General features: G+C 65.8%; 19 protein-coding genes and 1 tRNA gene. 9 read left to right on the forward strand and 11 right to left on the reverse strand.

The genetic code is table 11. The features are described from left to right. The 7 genes from coaE to ACT2FV_RS19570 all read right to left on the reverse strand — a co-directional run bounded on the left by coaE (nucleotide 1) and on the right by ACT2FV_RS19570 (nucleotide 6,878). Complete coding sequence (coaE, locus tag ACT2FV_RS19540; RefSeq protein WP_444504623.1) at nucleotides 1–609, reverse strand: dephospho-CoA kinase; 609 nt, start codon at nucleotides 607–609, stop codon at nucleotides 1–3. 84 nt (nucleotides 610–693) lie between these two features. Beyond that, a complete protein-coding gene (locus tag ACT2FV_RS19545; RefSeq protein ID WP_444504624.1) occupies nucleotides 694–1,605 on the reverse strand; it encodes a prepilin peptidase in 912 nt (303 codons plus the stop codon). Between the two features lie 45 nt (nucleotides 1,606–1,650). Next, on the reverse strand, nucleotides 1,651–2,856 hold the full coding sequence (locus tag ACT2FV_RS19550) for a type II secretion system F family protein (RefSeq protein WP_444504625.1): 1,206 nt from the start codon (nucleotides 2,854–2,856) through the stop codon (nucleotides 1,651–1,653). Nucleotides 2,857–2,861: 5 nt separating this feature from the next. Then, nucleotides 2,862–4,139: a GspE/PulE family protein gene (locus ACT2FV_RS19555; RefSeq protein WP_226113456.1), complete on the reverse strand. Its 1,278-nt coding sequence runs from the start codon at nucleotides 4,137–4,139 to the stop codon at nucleotides 2,862–2,864. Nucleotides 4,140–4,221: 82 nt separating this feature from the next. Further along, nucleotides 4,222–5,508, reverse strand: coding sequence for an HlyC/CorC family transporter (locus ACT2FV_RS19560; protein ID WP_082729084.1), 1,287 nt, complete (start codon nucleotides 5,506–5,508; stop codon nucleotides 4,222–4,224). Nucleotides 5,509–5,656: 148 nt separating this feature from the next. Further along, nucleotides 5,657–5,733: transfer RNA gene (locus tag ACT2FV_RS19565), tRNA-Pro, on the reverse strand. Between the two features lie 149 nt (nucleotides 5,734–5,882). Next, nucleotides 5,883–6,878 carry a polyprenyl synthetase family protein gene (locus ACT2FV_RS19570; RefSeq protein WP_059608181.1) on the reverse strand — a complete coding sequence of 332 codons (996 nt, stop codon included), beginning with the start codon at nucleotides 6,876–6,878 and terminating at the stop codon, nucleotides 5,883–5,885. 210 nt (nucleotides 6,879–7,088) lie between these two features. Between ACT2FV_RS19570 and rplU the strand changes: the two genes are divergently transcribed. From rplU to proB, 4 genes are all read left to right on the forward strand, one after another. After that, nucleotides 7,089–7,400 (forward strand): 50S ribosomal protein L21, encoded by a 312-nt coding sequence (gene rplU, locus ACT2FV_RS19575; RefSeq protein WP_006025184.1) that lies wholly within the window; start codon nucleotides 7,089–7,091, stop codon nucleotides 7,398–7,400. 24 nt (nucleotides 7,401–7,424) lie between these two features. Beyond that, a complete protein-coding gene (gene rpmA, locus ACT2FV_RS19580) occupies nucleotides 7,425–7,688 on the forward strand; it encodes a 50S ribosomal protein L27 (protein WP_006476999.1) in 264 nt (87 codons plus the stop codon). 187 nt (nucleotides 7,689–7,875) lie between these two features. Then, complete coding sequence (gene cgtA, locus ACT2FV_RS19585; protein WP_444504626.1) at nucleotides 7,876–8,988, forward strand: Obg family GTPase CgtA; 1,113 nt, start codon at nucleotides 7,876–7,878, stop codon at nucleotides 8,986–8,988. 99 nt (nucleotides 8,989–9,087) lie between these two features. Continuing rightward, entirely contained in the window at nucleotides 9,088–10,206 is a 1,119-nt protein-coding gene (gene proB / locus ACT2FV_RS19590; RefSeq protein ID WP_059465328.1) for a glutamate 5-kinase, read from the forward strand. A 97-nt stretch (nucleotides 10,207–10,303) separates the two neighbouring features. Here proB and ACT2FV_RS19595 read toward each other — a convergent pair whose 3' ends face one another. Both ACT2FV_RS19595 and ACT2FV_RS19600 read right to left on the reverse strand, forming a co-directional pair. Next, nucleotides 10,304–10,861 (reverse strand): CNP1-like family protein, encoded by a 558-nt coding sequence (locus tag ACT2FV_RS19595; protein ID WP_059465329.1) that lies wholly within the window; start codon nucleotides 10,859–10,861, stop codon nucleotides 10,304–10,306. A 63-nt stretch (nucleotides 10,862–10,924) separates the two neighbouring features. After that, entirely contained in the window at nucleotides 10,925–11,572 is a 648-nt protein-coding gene (locus ACT2FV_RS19600; protein WP_059608184.1) for an RNA pyrophosphohydrolase, read from the reverse strand. 228 nt (nucleotides 11,573–11,800) lie between these two features. On the opposite strand from ACT2FV_RS19600, the gene ACT2FV_RS19605 reads away from it, so the two are divergent. Then, a complete protein-coding gene (locus ACT2FV_RS19605) occupies nucleotides 11,801–13,537 on the forward strand; it encodes a proline--tRNA ligase (protein ID WP_151048153.1) in 1,737 nt (578 codons plus the stop codon). A gap of 21 nt (nucleotides 13,538–13,558) precedes the next feature. After that, a complete protein-coding gene (locus ACT2FV_RS19610; RefSeq protein ID WP_012363042.1) occupies nucleotides 13,559–14,161 on the forward strand; it encodes a MarC family protein in 603 nt (200 codons plus the stop codon). Between the two features lie 86 nt (nucleotides 14,162–14,247). Here ACT2FV_RS19610 and ACT2FV_RS19615 read toward each other — a convergent pair whose 3' ends face one another. Beyond that, on the reverse strand, nucleotides 14,248–14,799 hold the full coding sequence (locus ACT2FV_RS19615; protein ID WP_124624737.1) for a hypoxanthine-guanine phosphoribosyltransferase: 552 nt from the start codon (nucleotides 14,797–14,799) through the stop codon (nucleotides 14,248–14,250). A gap of 94 nt (nucleotides 14,800–14,893) precedes the next feature. Next, on the reverse strand, nucleotides 14,894–16,261 hold the full coding sequence (gene ffh, locus ACT2FV_RS19620) for a signal recognition particle protein (RefSeq protein ID WP_059608187.1): 1,368 nt from the start codon (nucleotides 16,259–16,261) through the stop codon (nucleotides 14,894–14,896). Nucleotides 16,262–16,350: 89 nt separating this feature from the next. Here ffh and ACT2FV_RS19625 point away from each other — a divergent pair, with 89 nt between their 5' ends. From ACT2FV_RS19625 to ampD, 3 genes are read left to right on the forward strand one after another with little or no spacing between them, the layout of a single operon-like run. After that, entirely contained in the window at nucleotides 16,351–17,244 is an 894-nt protein-coding gene (locus tag ACT2FV_RS19625) for a cytochrome C assembly family protein (protein ID WP_059608188.1), read from the forward strand. Nucleotides 17,245–17,257: 13 nt separating this feature from the next. Then, complete coding sequence (locus tag ACT2FV_RS19630; protein ID WP_059608189.1) at nucleotides 17,258–17,575, forward strand: PP0621 family protein; 318 nt, start codon at nucleotides 17,258–17,260, stop codon at nucleotides 17,573–17,575. Next, nucleotides 17,572–18,162 carry a 1,6-anhydro-N-acetylmuramyl-L-alanine amidase AmpD gene (ampD, locus tag ACT2FV_RS19635; protein WP_444504627.1) on the forward strand — a complete coding sequence of 197 codons (591 nt, stop codon included), beginning with the start codon at nucleotides 17,572–17,574 and terminating at the stop codon, nucleotides 18,160–18,162. The genes ACT2FV_RS19630 and ampD overlap by 4 nt, the downstream gene beginning before the upstream one ends. Nucleotides 18,163–18,588 lie beyond the last annotated feature (426 nt).

The following is an 18,588-nucleotide window of genomic DNA, read 5'->3' on the forward strand; positions in this document are numbered from 1 at the left end:
TCAGTGTGCGGCAGCCGCGAACGCAAGATAGCGTTGGTGCAGTGCATCGACCTGTGCAGCGAGAGCAGCGGGTGTCGTCGCGTCGTTGACGATCACGTCGTCGGCCGCGGCGAGACGCGCTTCGCGCGTCGCTTGTCTTGCGATGATCGCTTCGACTTGTTCGCGCGTGAAATCATTGCGCCGCATCACACGTGCGATCTGCGTGTCGACCGGACAGTCGACGACCAGCACGCGATCGCTGCGCGCCTTCCAGTTACCTGACTCCACGAGCAGCGGCACGACGAAGATCACGTATGGGCCCTGCGCTTCGCGGGCCTCGCGCTCGGTCTCGGCGCGGATCAGCGGATGCGTGATAGCTTCGAGGCGCCGACGTGCGTCGTCGTCGCTGAAAATGAGTGCGCGCATCTTCGCGCGGTCGAGCGAGCCGTCGGCAGCGACGAAATCCGGTCCGAATGCCTGTTCGATCGCTGGCATCGCGAGGCCGGCCGGTGCGGTGATGCGGTGCGCGATCAGGTCGGTATCGACGAGCGATGCGCCGCGTGCGGCGAACATGTCGGCGACGGTCGTCTTGCCGCTGCCGATGCCGCCGGTGAGTCCTATTGAAAACATGTGAGCCTCCGCCGGGCCGTCGCGAGGCAGCGAAGCGCCTCCCCGCGACGCAGCGAACATGGCGGCCGCCGGCGGTGCGTCATGTCAGCCGCCGAGTGCCGAGTAGAAAGGGGTGCCGAAAAACAGCGTCGCGACGCCGCCTGCCGCGAGAAACGGGCCGAACGGAATCGGCTCCTCGAAGCGCATGCGTCCGCGCCAGGTCGCGACGAGCCCGACGAGCGCGCCCGTCACCGCGGCGAACAGCACGACCTGCGGCAGCGCGGCCCAGCCCATCCATGCGCCGAGCGCGGCGAGCAGCTTGAGGTCGCCGAAGCCGATGCCCTCGATGCCGCGCAACCATTTGAACAGCCAGTAGACCGACCACAGGAACAGGTAGCCGGCCATCGCGCCGACCACGGCCGAACGCAGCGACGTGAACGTGCCGCCGAGGTTCAGTGCGAGCCCGGCCCACAGCAACGGCAGCGTCATCGAATCGGGCAGGTACCCGGTCTGGATATCGATCGCGCTCATTGCCAGCAGTGCCGCGCACAGTCCGAACGCGGCGAGTGCGGCGACGGTGGGGCCGAACGCGGCGAGCGAACCGGCGGCGAGCAGCGCACCGGCGAGCTCGACGAGCGGATAGCGCACGCCGATCGCATGGCCGCACTGACGGCAGCGCCCAAGCAACAGCAAGTAGCTCACGAGCGGGATGTTCTCCCACGCACGCAGCACGTGACCGCAATGTGGACAGGCGCTGCGCGGGCGCCACAGATCGTAATGCGGCGGATAACCGTCGTCCGGCGGCGCGCTTGCGCTGCCGGTCGCTTCGGCGATCTCGGCCTGCCAGGCGCGCTGCATCATCACCGGGACCCGGTGCACGACGACGTTCACGAAGCTGCCGACGCACAGGCCGAGCACGACGGCGAACGCATACTGCACCGCATGCGGCAGCGTCGCCAGCGCGAGCAACATGCTGTCGGGCGAGGCGAAAACGGTGATCAGGGGCGCGGGCGTCATGGGGCTCGGGTTCGGGCATGAAAGGCGACAGAATCGGTTGCGATGCTACACCACGTTGCCCAGCTGAAGGATGGGCAGATACATCGCGATCACGAGGCCGCCGACGAGTGCGCCCAGCACGATCACGATCAGCGGCTCGCCGAGCGCGGCGAGCGCATCGAGACGCGCGTCGAGCTGGCGCTCGCATAGCGCGGCGATATCGGTGAGCATCGTGTCGAGCGCGCCGGTTTCCTCGGCGACGGCGATCGGCTGCACGACGTCGTCCGGGAAGCATCCCATCGCGTGCATCGCATCGGCCAGACGCGCGCCGCGCAGCACGCGCGTCGCAATCTGTGCGGTGGCCTGTTCGAACACAGGATGGCCGGCGGTGCGCTCGAGCGTGGCGAACGCATCGGCGAGCGGGACGCCGGCACCGAGCAGCGTTGCAAGCGAGCGGCACCACCGCGCGGTCGCGAAGCGCGTGAGCGCGCTGCCGACGAACGGCAGATTCAGCAGATGCCGTGCCACCGTATAGCGCAGCGAAGGCGAGCGCCGCAGCGCGTGGCGCGCGGTGAATACTGCGACGGCTGCGCCGGCAACCAACGTGCCACCCCAGGCCGATGTCGCGGACGAGAGGGCGAGCAGGGCGCGGGTCGGTGCAGGCAGTGCCGTGCCGAAACCGTCGAAGATCTGTCGGAACGTCGGCACGACCCACACCATCAGCGCGGCCGAGATAGCGAGCGCGAACACGATGACGGCGACCGGGTACGCAAGTGCGGCACGCAGCTTGCGCCATTGCGCGTCGGCGCGTTCCCGGTGCTCCGCGACGCGGGTCAGTACGGTACCGAGCGCACCCGATGCCTCGCCCACCTCGATCAACTGGCGATACAGCATGCCGAACTGGGACGGATAGCGTGCGAGCGCGGCGGCGAAGCGTTGCCCGCCGACGATCTCGCGCGCGAGACCGGCGGCGATGCGCGGCAGCCCGTCGCGCGTGCGGGTGCGGGCGAGCATCTCGAGCGACGGTGCGAGTGGTAGTCCGGCTTGCAGCAGGCTCGCGAGCTGACGCGTGAAGCGCGTGACCTCCCTTGCGCTGGCCGCTGGTGGTCGGGCCGCGCCGCGGACGTCGAGCGACAGCACCGCGACGCCGTCGCGCGCAAGCGCTGCTCGTGCGGCTGCGGCATCGAAGGCGATGACGTTCCCGCGGCATGGCGTGCCGTCGCGACGACGGCCACGCCACGCGAAGCAGGTTTCGTTTGGCGGTGCACGCATGGAGGTCACGCGTCAGGCGTCGCGGCCAGCGCTTCCGCGATGCTCGTCGTGCCGTCGCGGACGTGCGCAAGTGCCGCGTCGCGCAGACTGCATACGCCCTCGGACGCCGCGCATTGTGCGAGCGTGCCGACGCTTGCGCGCGCGACGATGCGCTCCGCCATTGCCGGTGAAACCGGCATTGTCTGATGCAGGCCGATCCGGCCGCGATAACCGATGCCGTGACAGGCGGCACAGCCGCGCGCGACGAACGGACGCCATCCGGATTCCAGCGCTGCCGAATCGCAGCCAGCTTCGCGCAGCGCGCGTGCCGACGCGTCCGAACGCACGCGGCAGATGGTGCACAGACGGCGAACGAGGCGTTGCGCGGTGACGAGGCGCAATGCGGCCGCCAGGTTGTACGGCGCGACGCCGATGTCGAGCAGTCGCGCGACGGCTGTCGGCGCGTCGTTCGTGTGCAGCGTCGACAGCACGAGGTGCCCGGTCTGCGCGGCCTTGATCGCGACGTCGGCCGTCTCCGCATCGCGAATCTCGCCGACCATGATGACGTCCGGGTCCTGCCGCAGCAGCGCGCGCAGCGCAGTGGCGAAAGTGAGCCCGGCTTTTTCCGCCACGCCGACCTGGTTGATGCCGTCGAGCTGAATCTCGGCCGGATCCTCGACAGTGCACACATTGTGGGCATCGCGGTCGAGCATCTGCAGCGCGCAGTAGAGCGACAGCGTCTTGCCGCTTCCGGTCGGCCCGGTGACGAGCACGAGGCCGTGTGGCGCGCGAATCGCGGCCTCCATCGCCGCCGCCTGCCGCGCGTCGAAGCCGAGGCGCGCAAGCGTGAGGTCGGGCGGTAATGTTTCGAGGCGACGCAACACGAGCTTCTCGCCGAACAGCGTGGGCAGCGAGCTGACCCGGTAGTCGCCTCGCATGCCGCCGTCGACCGCGATGCGCAGCCGGCCGTCCTGCGGAAGCCGGCGCTCGGCGATGTCCATGCGGGAGAGCACCTTGATCCGTGTGACGAGTGCGTCGCGCAGATGAGCAGGCGGCCGCGCGTGTTCGTGCAGGACGCCGTCGATGCGCAGGCGAATGCGCCAGCCTGCTTCGAACGGTTCGACGTGGACGTCGGACGCGTCGCGCACGCGGGCGGCGTGCAGCGTGTCGGTCAGCAGCCGCACGGCGGGCGAATCGTCGAGCTGCGCCGCATCGAGCGATCGGGGCGTTTCAGCGGGCGATGCGTCGATGGAGGCAGGCGGCCGCTGCGTGTGCAGCGGCGCCCCAGGAGGTGGGAGGTGCATGTGAGCCGGCGCTCGGCCGCCTGTTGATCGTGACCTGCAAATGGTCGCGTATCGCGAGCGGTGCTGACAGTCGGCCGTTCGGCTAGCGCGTGGCGCGTGCGCGCGTGCTGCGCGGCTTGAAGAGCTTGACAGTGCGAACGGCCTGGTCGTCGCTGCGCATGACCTCGAGCATCACGTCACGGATTTTCAGGCACACGTCGCCTTCGGGAATTTCCTCGAGGATTTCGAGGATCAGGCCGTTCAACGTTTTTGGTCCGTCGGTTGGCAGTTGCAGGTGCAGCCAGCGGTTCAGTTCGCGCAGCGGCATGCTGGCGGCGACGATGCATTCGCCGTTCTGGTTCCAGCCGCCCGCGCGTTCGCCGCGCGGCATCGACGTCGTGAATTCGCCGATCAGTTCCTCGATGATGTCCTCGGGCGTGACGAGCCCCTCGAGTTCGCCGTACTCGTTGACGACAAGTGCGGTTCGTTGCCGGCTCTCCTGGAAATACTGGAGCTGCTGGACGACCGGCGTGCCCGACGGCACGTAGTACGGCTCGGCGAGCAGCGTGCGCAACGTTTCGCGGTCGAAATCCTGGTTGTGAAGTGCGGTGAGCGTCTTCCGGACGTGCAACACGCCGAGCACCTTGTCGATGTCGTCTTCGTAGACGACCAGGCGGTTGTGATAGCAGGTCTCGAGCTGATGCAGGATGTCGTCGAGCGGCGCGTGGAAGTTGAGCGATTCGATTTGCCGGCGCGGCACCATCACGTCGTCGACGGTGATGTTCTCGAGGTCGAACAGGTTGAGCAGGATGCTGCGGTGCTTGGTCGGCATGAAGCTGCTCGATTCGAGCACGATCGCGCGCAGCTCGTCGGCCGACATCCGCTGGTCGCGGCCCTTCTTCGTGTTGATGCGCAGCACCCAGAGCACGCCGTTCGCGAGCGCGTTGACGAACCACACGATCGGCTTGAACACGCGCATCAGCGGCGCGATCACGAGACTGGCGGGCAGCGCGATGCGCTCGGGGAAGGTCGCGCCGACGATCTTCGGCGCGATTTCCGCGAACACGATGATCAGGAACGCGACGATGCCGGTCGCGATCGACAGCGCGAGGTTGTTGCGGCCGAACGTGTGTAGCGCGAGCGAGGTCGTTAGAACCGGGATGATCGTGTTGAACAGATTATTGCCGATCAGGATCACGCTGAGCAGCAGGTCGGTGCGTGTGAGAAGACCCTGCGTGGTTTTCGCGCCGAGCACGCCCTGGCCGGCGAGATGCTTCAGCCGATGGCGGTTGAGCGCCATCATCGCGGTCTCGGAAATGGAAAAGAAGCTGGAGCAGAGGAGAAGCAGGAAGACGGCGCCGATTTGCGCCCATAAGGGAATTTGGTCCACGCGTCAGAAGGGCAGTGAAGGACAGGGATGGAGGGAATATAGCAGAGGCCGGCGGCCGGGATATATCGCACGCGGCATCGGGCTCGCGTGACCGGGCAAAAGGAAGGCAAAAAAAAACCGTGCACGTGGTGCACGGTTTTTTCAAATCTGGTCGGGGTGAGAGGATTCGAACCTCCGGCCTCTACGTCCCGAACGTAGCGCTCTACCAGGCTAAGCTACACCCCGATTTTTTGCTCTTCCGACTCTAGCGTCTTCGTGAAGATCGCTGCGTCGTCTCAAGCAAGAACGTAACTATAACGATGTTTTTTCTAAAAGGGAATACCTTGTTGAAGAAATTTTTCGAGACAAGGTATCGCGTCCCCTTCGCGGCGCGTTTACGACTGTCGCGACGTCGAGTACGAGCACAGCGCGAGCAGGCTTTCCTTGTAGATCGAATCCGGGAACGCGGCGATCGCGGCCGCAGCGGCCTGTGCTTCCTTGCGCGCGCATTCGAGCGTATGGTCGAGCGCGCCCGAGCGGGTGATTGCATCGAAAATCGTATCGAAGCGATCGGTGCCGCCTTGTTCGATCACCTCGCGCGCGAGCGCCGACTGTTCTGGCGTGCCGCGTTCGATCAGGTAGATGAGCGGGAGCGTCGGTTTGCCTTCACGCAGATCGTCGCCGGCATTCTTGCCCATCGCTTCGGCCGTGCCAGCGTAGTCGAGCCAGTCGTCCATGATCTGGAATGCGGTGCCGATCCGCCGGCCGTATTCGGCAGCGGCGGCTTCGGTCGGCGCATCGGCGCCGGCGAGCACCGCGCCCAGGCGGGCCGATGCCTCGAACAGCTTCGCTGTCTTGTAGCGGATCACCTGCATGTAGCGCGACTCGTCGACGTCCGCGTCGTGCATGTTCAGAAGCTGGAGCACTTCGCCTTCGGAGATGATCGTCGTCGCTTCCGACAGGATTTCCATCACGCGCATCTTGCCGACGCCGACCATCATCTCGAACGAGCGCGAATAGAGGTAGTCGCCGACCAGCACGCTCGCCGCATTGCCGAACAGCGCGTTGGCCGTCTGGCGGCCGCGCCGCAGTTCGGATTCGTCGACGACGTCGTCATGCAGCAGCGTGGCGGTGTGGATGAACTCGACGACGGCAGCCAGCACGTGCCGCTGGTGCGACGTCTCGCCGAGCGCACCGGCGACGAGCAACAGCAGGGCCGGACGCAGCCGCTTGCCGCCCGCGCCGATGATGTACTCGGCGATCTGGTTGATCAGCAGCACGTCGGACGCGAGGCTCTGCCGGATAACGCGATTCACCTGCTCCATATCGCTGGCGATCGGGGCGAGCAGGTGGGCGGCGCTGAGGGTGGGGGAGGCGGTGGACGACGACATGATGATCGAAATGGGTGATGCCGCGGATTATAAGTCGAATCCACGATATCCCGGTCTGTCGGACGTGCCGGCACCGTGATTTTGGCCGTCCGGCCAGGTCTTGCGCGCGGCAATCGCGGATCGGCTTTGACTTGGGTGCTAACCCCATGTATAATCACGTGTTTTCCGCGCGTGGTGTGCGGAAAATTTGGATCCAGAGTGAGGTTCTCAATGTACGCGGTCATAAAAACCGGCGGCAAGCAGTACAAGGTTGCCGTTGGCGAAAAACTCAAAGTAGAACAGATACCGGCTGACATTGACGCTGAAATCACGCTCGACCAGGTTCTCGCAGTGGGCGAAGGCGAATCGATTAAGTTCGGTACGCCGCTGGTCAGTGGGGCTTCCGTCAAGGCCACCGTTGTGTCGCACGGTCGTCATGCCAAGGTCACCATCTTCAAGATGCGTCGCCGGAAGCACTACCAAAAGCACGGCGGCCACCGCCAGAACTACACTGAGCTGCGCATCGACGCGATCAACGCGTAAGCGCCTCGGTAAAGGAGCAATCAGATGGCACACAAAAAGGCAGGCGGCTCTTCCCGGAACGGCCGCGACTCCGAGTCGAAACGTCTCGGCGTGAAAGTGTATGGCGGCCAGGCAATCAATGCCGGCGGCATCATCGTGCGTCAGCGCGGTACGCGCATGCACGCTGGCGAGAACGTCGGCATGGGCAAGGATCACACCCTGTTCGCGCTGGTCGACGGTCACGTCAAGTTCGCGACCAAGGGCGCGGACAAGAAGCATCTGGTCATCGTTGTCCCGGCGGCTGCCTAATTTTAGGCACCCACGGGCTTCGTAGCCGAAAGGCCCCGCAGTCTTCGCGGGGCCTTTTTTTATTTGGCCGCCGGGCGCATGTGCGCACCGGCGGCTGTCGCGAAACGGCGGGCAATTGGCCGAACGGCAGATTGTTCAAGCGCGCCGGCGCGCGGCACAATAGCGGAAATACTGGTCGGAGTGACGAATGAAGTTCATTGACGAAGCACGAATCGAAGTCATCGCCGGCGACGGAGGCGATGGCAGCGCGTCGATGCGCCGCGAGAAATTCGTTCCGTTCGGCGGGCCGGACGGCGGCGACGGCGGCCGGGGCGGGAACGTCTACGCGATCGCTGACCGTAACATCAACACGCTGATCGACTATCGCTACGCGAAGAAGCACCTGGCGCGTAACGGCGAAAACGGTCGCGGATCCGATTGCTACGGCAAGGGCGGTGACGACGTCACGCTGCGCATGCCGGTCGGCACGGTCGTGACCGACATGGACACGGGCGAACTGATCGCCGACCTGACCGAGCACGATCAGCAGGTGATGCTCGCGAAGGGTGGCGCAGGCGGTCTCGGCAACCTGCATTTCAAGTCGAGCACGAACCGCGCGCCGCGCCAGAAGACCGACGGCAAGCCGGGCGAACGGCGCATGCTGAGGCTCGAACTGAAGGTGCTCGCCGACGTCGGTCTGCTCGGCATGCCGAACGCTGGCAAGTCGACCTTCATCTCGTCGGTGTCGAACGCGAAGCCGAAGATCGCCGACTATCCGTTCACAACGCTCGCGCCGAACCTCGGCGTCGTGCGGGTCGGCCCGAGCAAGAGCTTCGTGATCGCCGACATCCCGGGGCTGATCGAGGGCGCAGCTGAAGGTGCGGGCCTCGGCCACCAGTTCCTGCGACACCTGCAGCGCACCGGCGTGCTGTTGCATCTCGTCGATTTGGCTCCGTTTGACGAAAGCGTCGATCCGGTCGCGGAAGCAACCGCGATCGTTGGCGAACTGCGCAAGTACGACGAGGCGCTCTATGAGAAGCCGCGCTGGCTCGTCCTCAACAAGCTCGACATGGTGCCGGAAGACGAGCGCGAGGCGCGCGTCGCCGATTTCCTCGACCGTTTCGGCTGGGACGGCCCGGTGTTCGAGATTTCGGCGCTCACGGGCCAGGGATGCGAAGCGCTGTGCTACGCGATCTACGACTACCTCGCCCAGCATTCGGACGCGCATCGCGCGGCGGAAGAGGAAGATCTGGCCGCGGACGTGCGATTCCGCGATGCGCCGCCCGCCGATGGCGGCGCGACGCCCGGCGACGACGCCTGAGCGCGCCGGAACGCACCGGAACGCACCGGGCGTCGCGCCCGGTGCCGGAATTTAAGCGCGCCCGGTCGGGCAGGCATCAGATACAGGAGACGGCGCACGATGCGTTCGATCATCGCGGATTCGAAGCGTTTGGTGGTGAAGGTGGGCTCGAGCCTCGTAACCAACGACGGCAAGGGGCTCGATCATGCTGCGATCGGCCGCTGGGCGGCCCAGATCGCCGCGCTGCGCGCGCAGGGCAAGGAAGTGGTGCTCGTCAGTTCGGGCGCGATCGCTGAAGGGATGCAGCGGCTCGGCTGGAGCAAGCGTCCGCGCGAGATCGACGAGCTGCAGGCTGCCGCCGCGGTTGGCCAGATGGGGCTCGCGCAAGTCTATGAAAGCCGCTTTACCGAGCACGATATCCGCACCGCGCAGATCCTGCTGACGCATGCCGACCTTGCCGATCGCGAGCGCTACCTGAATGCGCGCTCGACGCTGCTCACGCTGCTGCGGCTCGGCGTCGTGCCGATCATCAACGAGAACGACACGGTCGTCACCGACGAAATCAAGTTCGGCGACAACGACACGCTCGGCGCGCTGGTCGCGAACCTGATCGAAGGCGATGCGCTCATCATCCTGACCGATCAGTCGGGGCTGTTCACCGCCGATCCGCGCAAGGATCCGAACGCGACGCTGGTCGCGGAAGCCAGTGCGGGCGCACCGGAACTCGAGGCGATGGCGGGCGGGGCCGGCTCGAGCCTCGGCCGCGGCGGAATGCTGACGAAGATCCTCGCGGCGAAGCGCGCAGCGCACAGCGGCGCGAACACCGTGATCGCGAGCGGCCGCGAAGCCGACGTGCTGGTGCGGCTGGCGGCGGGCGAGGCGATCGGCACGCAGCTGATCGCGCGCACCGCGCGGATGGCCGCGCGCAAGCAATGGATGGCCGACCATCTGCAGGTACGCGGGCACGTCGTGATCGATGCCGGTGCGGTCGAGAAGCTGACGGCCGGCGGCAAGAGCCTGCTGCCGATCGGCGTGATTGGCGTGCAGGGGGCGTTCGCGCGCGGCGAGGTGATCGCATGTGTCGGCCCCGACGGACGCGAAGTGGCGCGCGGTCTCACGAACTACAGCAGTGCGGAAACGAAGCTGATTCACCGCAAGCCGAGCGGCGAGATCGAGACGGTGCTTGGCTACATGCTGGAACCGGAGCTGATTCACCGCGACAACCTCGTGCTCGTGTAACCATTCGGCCAGACGTCCCGAGATACTAAAAAAGCCCGCGCTGTGCGGGCTTTTTGTTGTGATTGGCGGGGCAGGGCCGGTGGCCTGCGTCGCGCAGTCAGCGCAGCTGGCTCATCGCGGTGCGGTGGAACCGGATGTTCTCGAGAATCTGCTGGGTCGTGCCCTGTGGCATCTTGTTCGAGCAGAAGTAGTCCTGGTACAGCGCCGAGTGGTACGCGTTCAACTCGCCGTTCTCGATGCGACGCCAGTCGTTCTCGACCGTGCGGTCCCAGCCGTCGTGATCCGAATTCAGGCCGGCATACTGACGCCATTCGTAGGTGTCGCAGCGGATGCCTTCATAGTTCACGTTGCGTGCGCCTGCCGGGCTCGTGATGACGACCGCATAGCGCACGACGCCGTCGGTGCCGACCGCGAGCGACTTCGCATCGACGGAGAACTTGAGCGGCGTGTTCTGAGATACGTTGAACGGCAGCAGGTCGCCCGCTTGCGGAAGCGGCGGCAGCGTGTCGACCGGGTTTTCCTTCCAGTTGCCCTGGCGGTCCAGCAGGTACACGAACTCGCTGTCATCCTTGTTGGTCGGCGTCTTCGAATTTGCGCAACCGGCCAGCGTGGCCGCCGCGACAATCGATGCGAGCGCGAGAGCAATCGCTTTCAATATGCATTCCTCGTAAAAAAAGGGCGCGACACAAGGTCGCGCCCGGTCATGCAGTCCGACTCGTCATTTGCCGACGATCTCGCGGGGCGGCATCTCGTCGAGCGTGCTCGCCTCCACTTCGATCTCCGAACAGACTAACGATGTGTCGACAATCGTCAGCGTCTGCTGGACCTGCGCACCGATGACGCGCGGATAGCGCGACGGACGCGGCCCACGCGGCTTTTCGGCTCGCTGCGCCGGGCGGCGCAGGAAGCGCGACAGTTCCGTCAGCGCCAACTGATAGACATCCCGCTTGAACTCGATCACCGCATCGAGCGGCACCCAGTACTCGTTCCAGCGCCACGCATCGAACTCCGGGTGATCGGTCGCGCGCAAGCAAATGTCGCAATCGCGTCCGACCATCCGCAGCAGGAACCAGATCTGCTTCTGGCCGCGGTAATGGCCGCGTACTTCGCGTTTGATGAACTTGTCAGGCACCTCGTAACGCAACCAGTCGCGGGTGCGGCCGATTATCTTGACGTGTTCCGGGTGCAGGCCGGTCTCTTCGTGCAGTTCCCGGTACATCGCCTGCATGGGGGTCTCGCCGTACTTGATCCCACCTTGAGGAAACTGCCAGGAATGCTCGCGGAGCCGCTTGCCCCAAAACACCTCGTTGCGCGCGTTCAAGAGGATGATGCCGACGTTCGGGCGAAAGCCTTCACGATCCAGCATACAACCACCTTCGAATCCTTTAAAATTGCTTTGATTATAAACAGATAACGGGCGCTGCGCACCGTGACGGAGCGAATCCGCGCGGGGTGCACCGGCTGAATTGTCCCTGATTAGTCTGCTACGTCATCTGCGCCATCGTCGTCCCTCGTTGTTCGCCGCGCGCAGCTTTTTCACCTTGAAACTTTTTCGGGCGCCCCGCCTTGGGGCGCCGTATTTGGAACCGTCCGCATGAAAGCTTCCCGTTTCTTTATCGGCACCCTCAAAGAAGCACCGGCCGACGCAGAGATCGTCAGCCACAAGCTGATGGTGCGCGCCGGCATGATCCGTCGCGTCGCCGGCGGCATCTACAACTACCTGCCGGTCGGCCTGCGTTCGATTCGCAAGGTCGAGGCGATCGTGCGCGAGGAAATGAACCGGGCAGGCGCCATCGAGCTGCTGATGCCGGCCGTGCAACCGGCCGAGCTGTGGCAGGAATCGGGGCGCTGGGAACAGTACGGCCCCGAGCTGCTGCGCTTCAAGGACCGCAAGGACAACGACTTCGTGATCGGGCCGACGCACGAGGAAGTCATCACCGACATCGCGCGCAACCAGATCAAGAGCTACCGGCAGATGCCGGTGAACTTCTACCAGATCCAGACGAAGTTCCGCGACGAGATTCGTCCGCGCTTCGGCGTGATGCGCGGCCGCGAATTCATCATGAAGGACGCGTATTCGTTCGACAAGGACGCGGCCGGTCTGAACGAGTCGTATCGCAAGATGTATGACGCATATGTGCGCATCTTCACGCGCCTCGGCCTCGAGTTCCGTGCGGTTGCGGCCGACAGCGGCTCGATCGGCGGCAACTTCTCCCACGAGTTCCACGTGATCGCCGATACCGGCGAGGACGCGATCGCCTACTGCCCGACGTCCGACTTCGCGGCGAACATCGAGGCGGCCGAAGCGTTGCCGCTGATTGCCGAGCGCGCGGCGCCGGCCGAAGCGATGGAGAAGGTCGCGACGCCCGGCAAGGCGAAGTGCGAAGCCGTCGCCGAACTGCTGGCGATCCCGCTCGAGCGCACGATCAAATCGATCGTGCTCGCGACCGACAACGAAGGCGCCGAGCCGACCATCTGGCTCGTGATGCTGCGTGGCGATCACGACCTGAACGAGATCAAGGTGTCGAAGCTGCCGGGGCTGAAGAACCACCGCTTCGCGACCGAGCAGGAAATCGTCGAGTGGTTCGGCACGCCGCCGGGCTATCTCGGCCCGGTCGGCACGAAGAAGCCCGTGAAGGTGATCGCGGACCGCACGGTCGCGAACATGAGCGACTTCGTCGTCGGCGCAAACGAGGTGGACTATCACATCGCTGGCGTGAACTGGGGCCGCGACCTGCCCGAGCCGGACGTCGCCGACGTGCGCAACGTGCAGAAGGGCGATCCGTCGCCGGACGGCAAGGGCGTGATCGACATCTGCCGCGGCATTGAAGTCGGCCACGTGTTCCAGCTCGGCACCAAGTACTCGGAAGCGATGGGCGCGACGTTCCTCGACGAATCGGGCAAGCCGCAGCCGATGCTGATGGGCTGCTACGGCGTCGGCGTCACGCGTATTCTCGGCGCGGCGATCGAACAGAACTTCGACGACCGCGGCATCATCTGGCCCGAGTCGATCGCCCCCTTCGAGGTCGTGCTGTGCCCGATGGGCTACGATCGCAGCGACATGGTTCGCGAGGCGGCCGACAAGCTGTACGCGGAACTGGCCGCCGCCGGCATCGACGTGATCCTCGACGATCGCGGCGAGCGCCCGGGCGTGATGTTCGCCGACTGGGAACTGATCGGCGTGCCGCATCGCCTGGTGATCGGCGAGCGCGGCTTGAAGGAAGGCAAGATCGAGTACCAGGGCCGCCGCGACGCCGAAGCGACGCTGCTGCCGGCCGACGCCGCCGCGGCGACGGTGACGGAAAAGATCCGCGCTGCGCTCGCGCGCTAAGCGCTACAACAGGGGAACACGGTGGAATACACCTTCCTGTCGGCCACCGTGCTCCTCGTGCTGATCACGGATCCGCTCGGCAACATCCCGCTGTTCATCACGGCGATGCGGGACGTGCCGCGCGAGCGGCGCGTGAAGCTGATCCTGCGTGAAGTGGGGATCGCGTTCGTGATCCTGCTGTTCTTCATGGTGGTCGGCGACCGCTTCCTGCGGATGATGAGCTTGACCGACCTGTCGCTGCGGCTCGGCGGCGGGATCGTGCTGTTCCTGATCGCGCTGCGGATGATCTTCCCGCATCCGGACGGCGCGCTCGGCAGCGATCCGCGCGCCGGGGGCGAGCCGTTCATCGTGCCGCTCGCGATTCCGGCGCTTGCCGGGCCGTCCGCGCTCGCGACGGTGATGCTGCTGACGTCGCAGGCGCCGGGCAAGATGTTCGAGTGGGTTGGCGCGCTGACGGTCACGATGATCGTCTGCGCGATCACGCTGGTGCTGGCCGAACGGATCCAGCAGTGGCTCGGCGAGCGGACCGTCGCGGCGTTCGAGCGGCTGATGGGTTTGGTGCTCGTCGCGATCTCGGTCGAGATGCTGCTGGCCGGCATCCGGGCGTTCGTGCACCAGTTGTAGCGCGGGCGGCGCGGCGCGTGCCGACGAAAAAAAAGCGGTGCTCCGGGAAACCGGGGCGCCGCTTTTCTTTGTAGCGGGCAGGGCGGTCAGACGTTCGCGGTCAGTGCGCGGATCGTCGGCAGATTGCGCCAGTAGCCCTTTGCGTCCATCCCGCAGCCGAACACGTAGCGGTCCGGCACCGAGAAGCCGCAGAAGTCGGGATGCAGCGGTTTCGCCTTCGAGAGCGTCTTCTCGCACAGCACGGCGGACATGAAGCGTTTTGCACCCATGTCGAGGATGCGGTCGCGGATCGCGGCCATCGTCTCGCCTTCGTCGAGGATGTCGTCGAGCACGAGCACGATCCGGTCCTTCACCGATTCGCGCGGCGCGACGCGCCAGTGCATCTCCGGGCTGCCCTGCGTGGTGTTGCGGTAGCGGGTCAGGTGGATGTAGTCGAACTCCAGCGGGAAATCGAGATGCGGCAGCAGCATGCCGGTAAACACCGCGGCGCCACCCATCACCGAGAGCACGAGGGGAAACGCGTCGCCGATGTCGGCGCGGATCGCGTCGGCCATCCGGGCGATCGATGCGTTGACGGCATCGGCCGAGACGATCTCTTCGGAGTGGTCGAAAATGTGGAGGGCTTCTTCGCGGTTCATGTGTTCTGGCGGGCAGTCGGTATACAAATAAGGATGAAGCAGAACGGCCGGCGCGCGCTACGGCAAAAACCCGCGCGCCGACCGGCGGGCGGAATCAGCGCATGCCGGGCATCATGCCCTTCAGGCCGCGCATCATCTTCTGCATGTTGCCGCCCTTCAGCTTCTTCATCATCGTACGCATCTGGTCGTACTGATTCAGCATCCGGTTGACTTCCTGCACCGGCACGCCCGCGCCGGCTGCAATGCGGCGCTTGCGCGTCGCCTTGATGATTTCGGGTTTTGCGCGCTCGGCCGGCGTCATCGAGCTGATGATGCCTTCCATCCGGCGGATCGACTTCTCGGCCTGGCCCATGTCGGCGCCGGCCGCCGCCTGCTGGAATTGCGCGGGCAGCTTGTCCATCAGCGAGGACAGCCCGCCCATGTTCTTCATCTGCGAGATCTGCGCGCGGAAATCGTTCAGGTCGAAGTCGCCGCCTTTCTTGACCTTGTCGGCGAGCTTCTGCGCGGCCTGCACGTCGACGCCGCGCTGCGCCTCCTCGACGAGCGCGAGGATGTCGCCCATGCCGAGGATCCGGTTCGCCATCCGGTCCGGGTAGAACACCTCGAGGCCGTCGAGCTTCTCGGCGACGCCGACGAACTTGATCGGCTTGCCCGTGATGTGGCGCACCGACAGCGCGGCACCGCCGCGCGAATCGCCGTCGAGCTTGGTCAGCACGACGCCGGTGAGCGGCAGCGTGTCGTTGAACGCCTTCGCGGTGTTGACCGCGTCCTGGCCGAGCATCGCGTCGACGACGAACAGCGTTTCGGCCGGCTTCAGCGTGCCGTGCAGCGCGGCGATTTCCTGCATCATCGCCTCGTCGATACCGAGGCGGCCGGCCGTGTCGACGATCAGCACGTCATGGTAGTGGCGCTTCGCCCAGTCGACGGCCGCGAGTGCGATGTCGACGGGCTTCTGGTCCGGGGTCGACGGGAAGAAGTCGGCGCCGACCTGTTCGCTCACCGTTTTCAGCTGCATGATGGCGGCCGGGCGATACACGTCGCACGACACCGTCAGCACTTTCTTCTTGTACTTCTCGCGCAGCAGCTTCGCGAGCTTGCCGGCGGTCGTCGTCTTGCCGGCGCCCTGCAGGCCGGCCATCAGGATCACCGCGGGCGGCGTGACCGCGAGGTTCAGCTCGGCGGCCTTGCCTTCGTAGTCGCCGCCGATCACGGCGGTCAGTTCCTTCTGGACCACGCCGACGAGCGCCTGACCCGGCGACAGGCTGCTGATCACTTCCTCGCCGAGCGCCTTTTCCTTGACCTTGGCAATGAATTCGCGGACGACGGGCAGCGCGACGTCGGCTTCCAGCAGCGCGAGACGCACCTCGCGGAGCATCTCCTGGGTGTTCGCCTCGGTGAGCCGGGCCTCGCCGCGCAGCGTCTTGACGACGCGCGCCATCCGTTGAGTGAGATTGTCGAGCATGGGGAGCGATGGACAGTGGGGCCCGAAGGCGCAACGGAACCGAACAAAGGGAGCCGTCGCGGGAAGGGGGCCTAGTGTAAACTTCGAACATGGATATTGTACTGTATGCCCTCACCGCATTCCTGTACGGCGGCCTCGCCGTCGCAGGCTGGCGCACCCACCGCCAGGGCGCGACCTCGCTCGTCGCGAGCGTGCCGGCCGTGCCGGTTCCGGCGTCCGCCGCGTCGGGGATGAGCGGGGCCGGCCGCGCGCTGCTGTTCGCGGCGCTCGTCGCGCACGGCGTGCTGCTGCACATGACCATTTTTCCGAACGACGCGATGATCTTCGGCTTCGCGTTCGCGCTGTCCGCGATGTTCTGGCTCGGCGCCGGCATCTACTGGATCGAGAGCTTCTTCTTCCCGCTCGACAGCCTGCGCCTGCTGGTGCTGCCGCTCGCGTGCGGCGCGTCGCTGCTGCCGCTCGTGTTCGGCGGCGTGCGGGTGCTGCCTTATGCCGCAGCGCCGCTGTTCAAGATGCACTTCCTGATCGCGAACATCGCGTACGGCCTTTTCGCGATCGCCGCGCTGCACGCGGTCCTGATGCTGATGGTCGAGCGGCGCCTGCAGTCGCTGAGGAGCGGCGGGCGCGACGGCTCGACCGGCTGGATCGCGAGCTGGCTCGAGACACTGCCGCCGCTGCTCACGCTCGAGAAGCTGCTGTTCCGCCTGATCGGCGCAGGCTTCGTGCTGCTCACGCTGACGCTCGCGTCGGGGATCCTGTTCAGCGAGCAGATCGATGCGCGCGCGCTGCGGCTCGATCACAAGACCGTGTTCGCGGTGCTGTCGTGGCTGATGTTCGGCGGCCTGCTGGTCGCCCACAAGACGTCGGGCTGGCGTGGACGCGGCGCCGCGCGCTGGGTGCTCGTGTCGTTTGCCGCGCTGCTGCTCGCGTATGTCGGCAGCCGGTTCGTTTTCGAGGTGCTGCTGCACCGCTCCGTGGTTTGAACGCAGGTCTCCGATGCGACAGATTCTTCTCCTGATTCTTCTCTTCTTCGCGGGTTCGTGGCTCACGCGCAAGCTGCGCCAGGCCCAGGAGCACGCACAGGCGCGCACCGGCCGCGGCGGCGGCTTTGATGGCGCACCCGGTTCCGGCGGCGCCGGGACGGCACGCCCGAACGGCGATGCGCGCTCGCTGCCCGAACCGATGGTGCGCTGCGCCGAATGCGGCGTGCATACGCCGAAGGGCGACGCCGTCGCCGCGGGTGGCGAATATTTCTGCAGCACCGAGCACGCGCAGCGCCACGGCGCACACGCGAGCGGCCGCGACGCCCGATGAGCGACGCAGCGCTGCTGTCGGTCGACGCGCACGGCTGGGTGCGTGAAGCGCGCCACGTGCCGTCGCCGAATTTCGAGGCGCGGCCCGCAGGCGCGGTGCCGACGCTCGTCGTCGTCCACAACATCAGCCTGCCGCCCGGCGAGTTCGGCGGCGACGCGATCGAGGCGCTGTTCCTGAATCGCCTCGATTGCGATGCGCACCCCTATTACCAGAGCCATCTGCGCGGCGTGCGCGTGTCCGCGCACTTCCTGATTCGTCGCGACGGTGAGCTCGTGCAGTTCGTGTCGTGCGACGAGCGCGCCTGGCATGCGGGCGCGTCCGAGTTCTTCGGCCGGCCGCGCTGCAACGACTTCTCGATCGGCATCGAGCTCGAAGGCGCGGACGACGTGCCGTTCGACGCGGCGCAGTACGCGACGCTCGGCGTGCTCGCGCGCACGCTCGCCGCGCGCTACCCGATCGATGCAGTGGCCGGGCATTCCGACGTCGCGCCGGGCCGCAAGACCGATCCGGGTCCGCACTTCGATTGGCAACGCTTCGCGGGCGATGCCGGCTTTTCCGCCGAATACTTTCCTTTCCGTCAGCACTGAGCGCAGGGTTTTTTGACCGGGGAAAGTTTTTTCTCCGACCAATGCCTTGTCGTGTCTGCGCGCGAGCGATGTCAAGACCTCCATCGCAAATTATCCGTTTTGACCTCGTCCGAATGTCCACTATACTTGGTGCCAGTTGAGCGGTTCTGTACTAGATATAGTGTGTGTCGCAGGGGAAACCCGAGCGGCACCGGCCGGCGGGCAACGCCGGCGGACAGGGTTCTCAGGGCGGCGCGCCAGGCCGGGCGGTCCGGGCGTCGCGATCAAGCGCAGCGAACTTCGACGGGGCAGGGTACACATGATGAAGCACACGACCGGAACGGTTGTCGCGCATCGACCGAACCGGCTTCCCCGACGCATCGCTCGCCTCTTACCGCTCGCGCACTCCATTGCGCAGCGTTCGTTTTAATCCGCGGTTCTCTCCGC

The organism is Burkholderia sp. PR2 (assembly GCF_052372875.1).
Taxonomy (GTDB): domain Bacteria; phylum Pseudomonadota; class Gammaproteobacteria; order Burkholderiales; family Burkholderiaceae; genus Burkholderia; species Burkholderia diffusa.

What these genes read in the sequence shown, in the direction of transcription:
- coaE (WP_444504623.1), bottom strand. Translation starts at nt 609, where the DNA reads ATGTTTTCAATAGGACTCACCGGCGGCATCGGCAGCGGCAAGACGACC.
- ACT2FV_RS19545 (WP_444504624.1), bottom strand. Translation starts at nt 1,605, where the DNA reads ATGACGCCCGCGCCCCTGATCACCGTTTTCGCCTCGCCCGACAGCATG.
- ACT2FV_RS19550 (WP_444504625.1), bottom strand. Translation starts at nt 2,856, where the DNA reads ATGCGTGCACCGCCAAACGAAACCTGCTTCGCGTGGCGTGGCCGTCGT.
- ACT2FV_RS19555 (WP_226113456.1), bottom strand. Translation starts at nt 4,139, where the DNA reads ATGCACCTCCCACCTCCTGGGGCGCCGCTGCACACGCAGCGGCCGCCT.
- ACT2FV_RS19570 (WP_059608181.1), bottom strand. Translation starts at nt 6,878, where the DNA reads ATGTCGTCGTCCACCGCCTCCCCCACCCTCAGCGCCGCCCACCTGCTC.
- rplU (WP_006025184.1), top strand. Translation starts at nt 7,089, where the DNA reads ATGTACGCGGTCATAAAAACCGGCGGCAAGCAGTACAAGGTTGCCGTT.
- rpmA (WP_006476999.1), top strand. Translation starts at nt 7,425, where the DNA reads ATGGCACACAAAAAGGCAGGCGGCTCTTCCCGGAACGGCCGCGACTCC.
- cgtA (WP_444504626.1), top strand. Translation starts at nt 7,876, where the DNA reads ATGAAGTTCATTGACGAAGCACGAATCGAAGTCATCGCCGGCGACGGA.
- proB (WP_059465328.1), top strand. Translation starts at nt 9,088, where the DNA reads ATGCGTTCGATCATCGCGGATTCGAAGCGTTTGGTGGTGAAGGTGGGC.
- ACT2FV_RS19600 (WP_059608184.1), bottom strand. Translation starts at nt 11,572, where the DNA reads ATGCTGGATCGTGAAGGCTTTCGCCCGAACGTCGGCATCATCCTCTTG.
- ACT2FV_RS19605 (WP_151048153.1), top strand. Translation starts at nt 11,801, where the DNA reads ATGAAAGCTTCCCGTTTCTTTATCGGCACCCTCAAAGAAGCACCGGCC.
- ACT2FV_RS19615 (WP_124624737.1), bottom strand. Translation starts at nt 14,799, where the DNA reads ATGAACCGCGAAGAAGCCCTCCACATTTTCGACCACTCCGAAGAGATC.
- ffh (WP_059608187.1), bottom strand. Translation starts at nt 16,261, where the DNA reads ATGCTCGACAATCTCACTCAACGGATGGCGCGCGTCGTCAAGACGCTG.
- ACT2FV_RS19625 (WP_059608188.1), top strand. Translation starts at nt 16,351, where the DNA reads ATGGATATTGTACTGTATGCCCTCACCGCATTCCTGTACGGCGGCCTC.
- ACT2FV_RS19630 (WP_059608189.1), top strand. Translation starts at nt 17,258, where the DNA reads ATGCGACAGATTCTTCTCCTGATTCTTCTCTTCTTCGCGGGTTCGTGG.
- ampD (WP_444504627.1), top strand. Translation starts at nt 17,572, where the DNA reads ATGAGCGACGCAGCGCTGCTGTCGGTCGACGCGCACGGCTGGGTGCGT.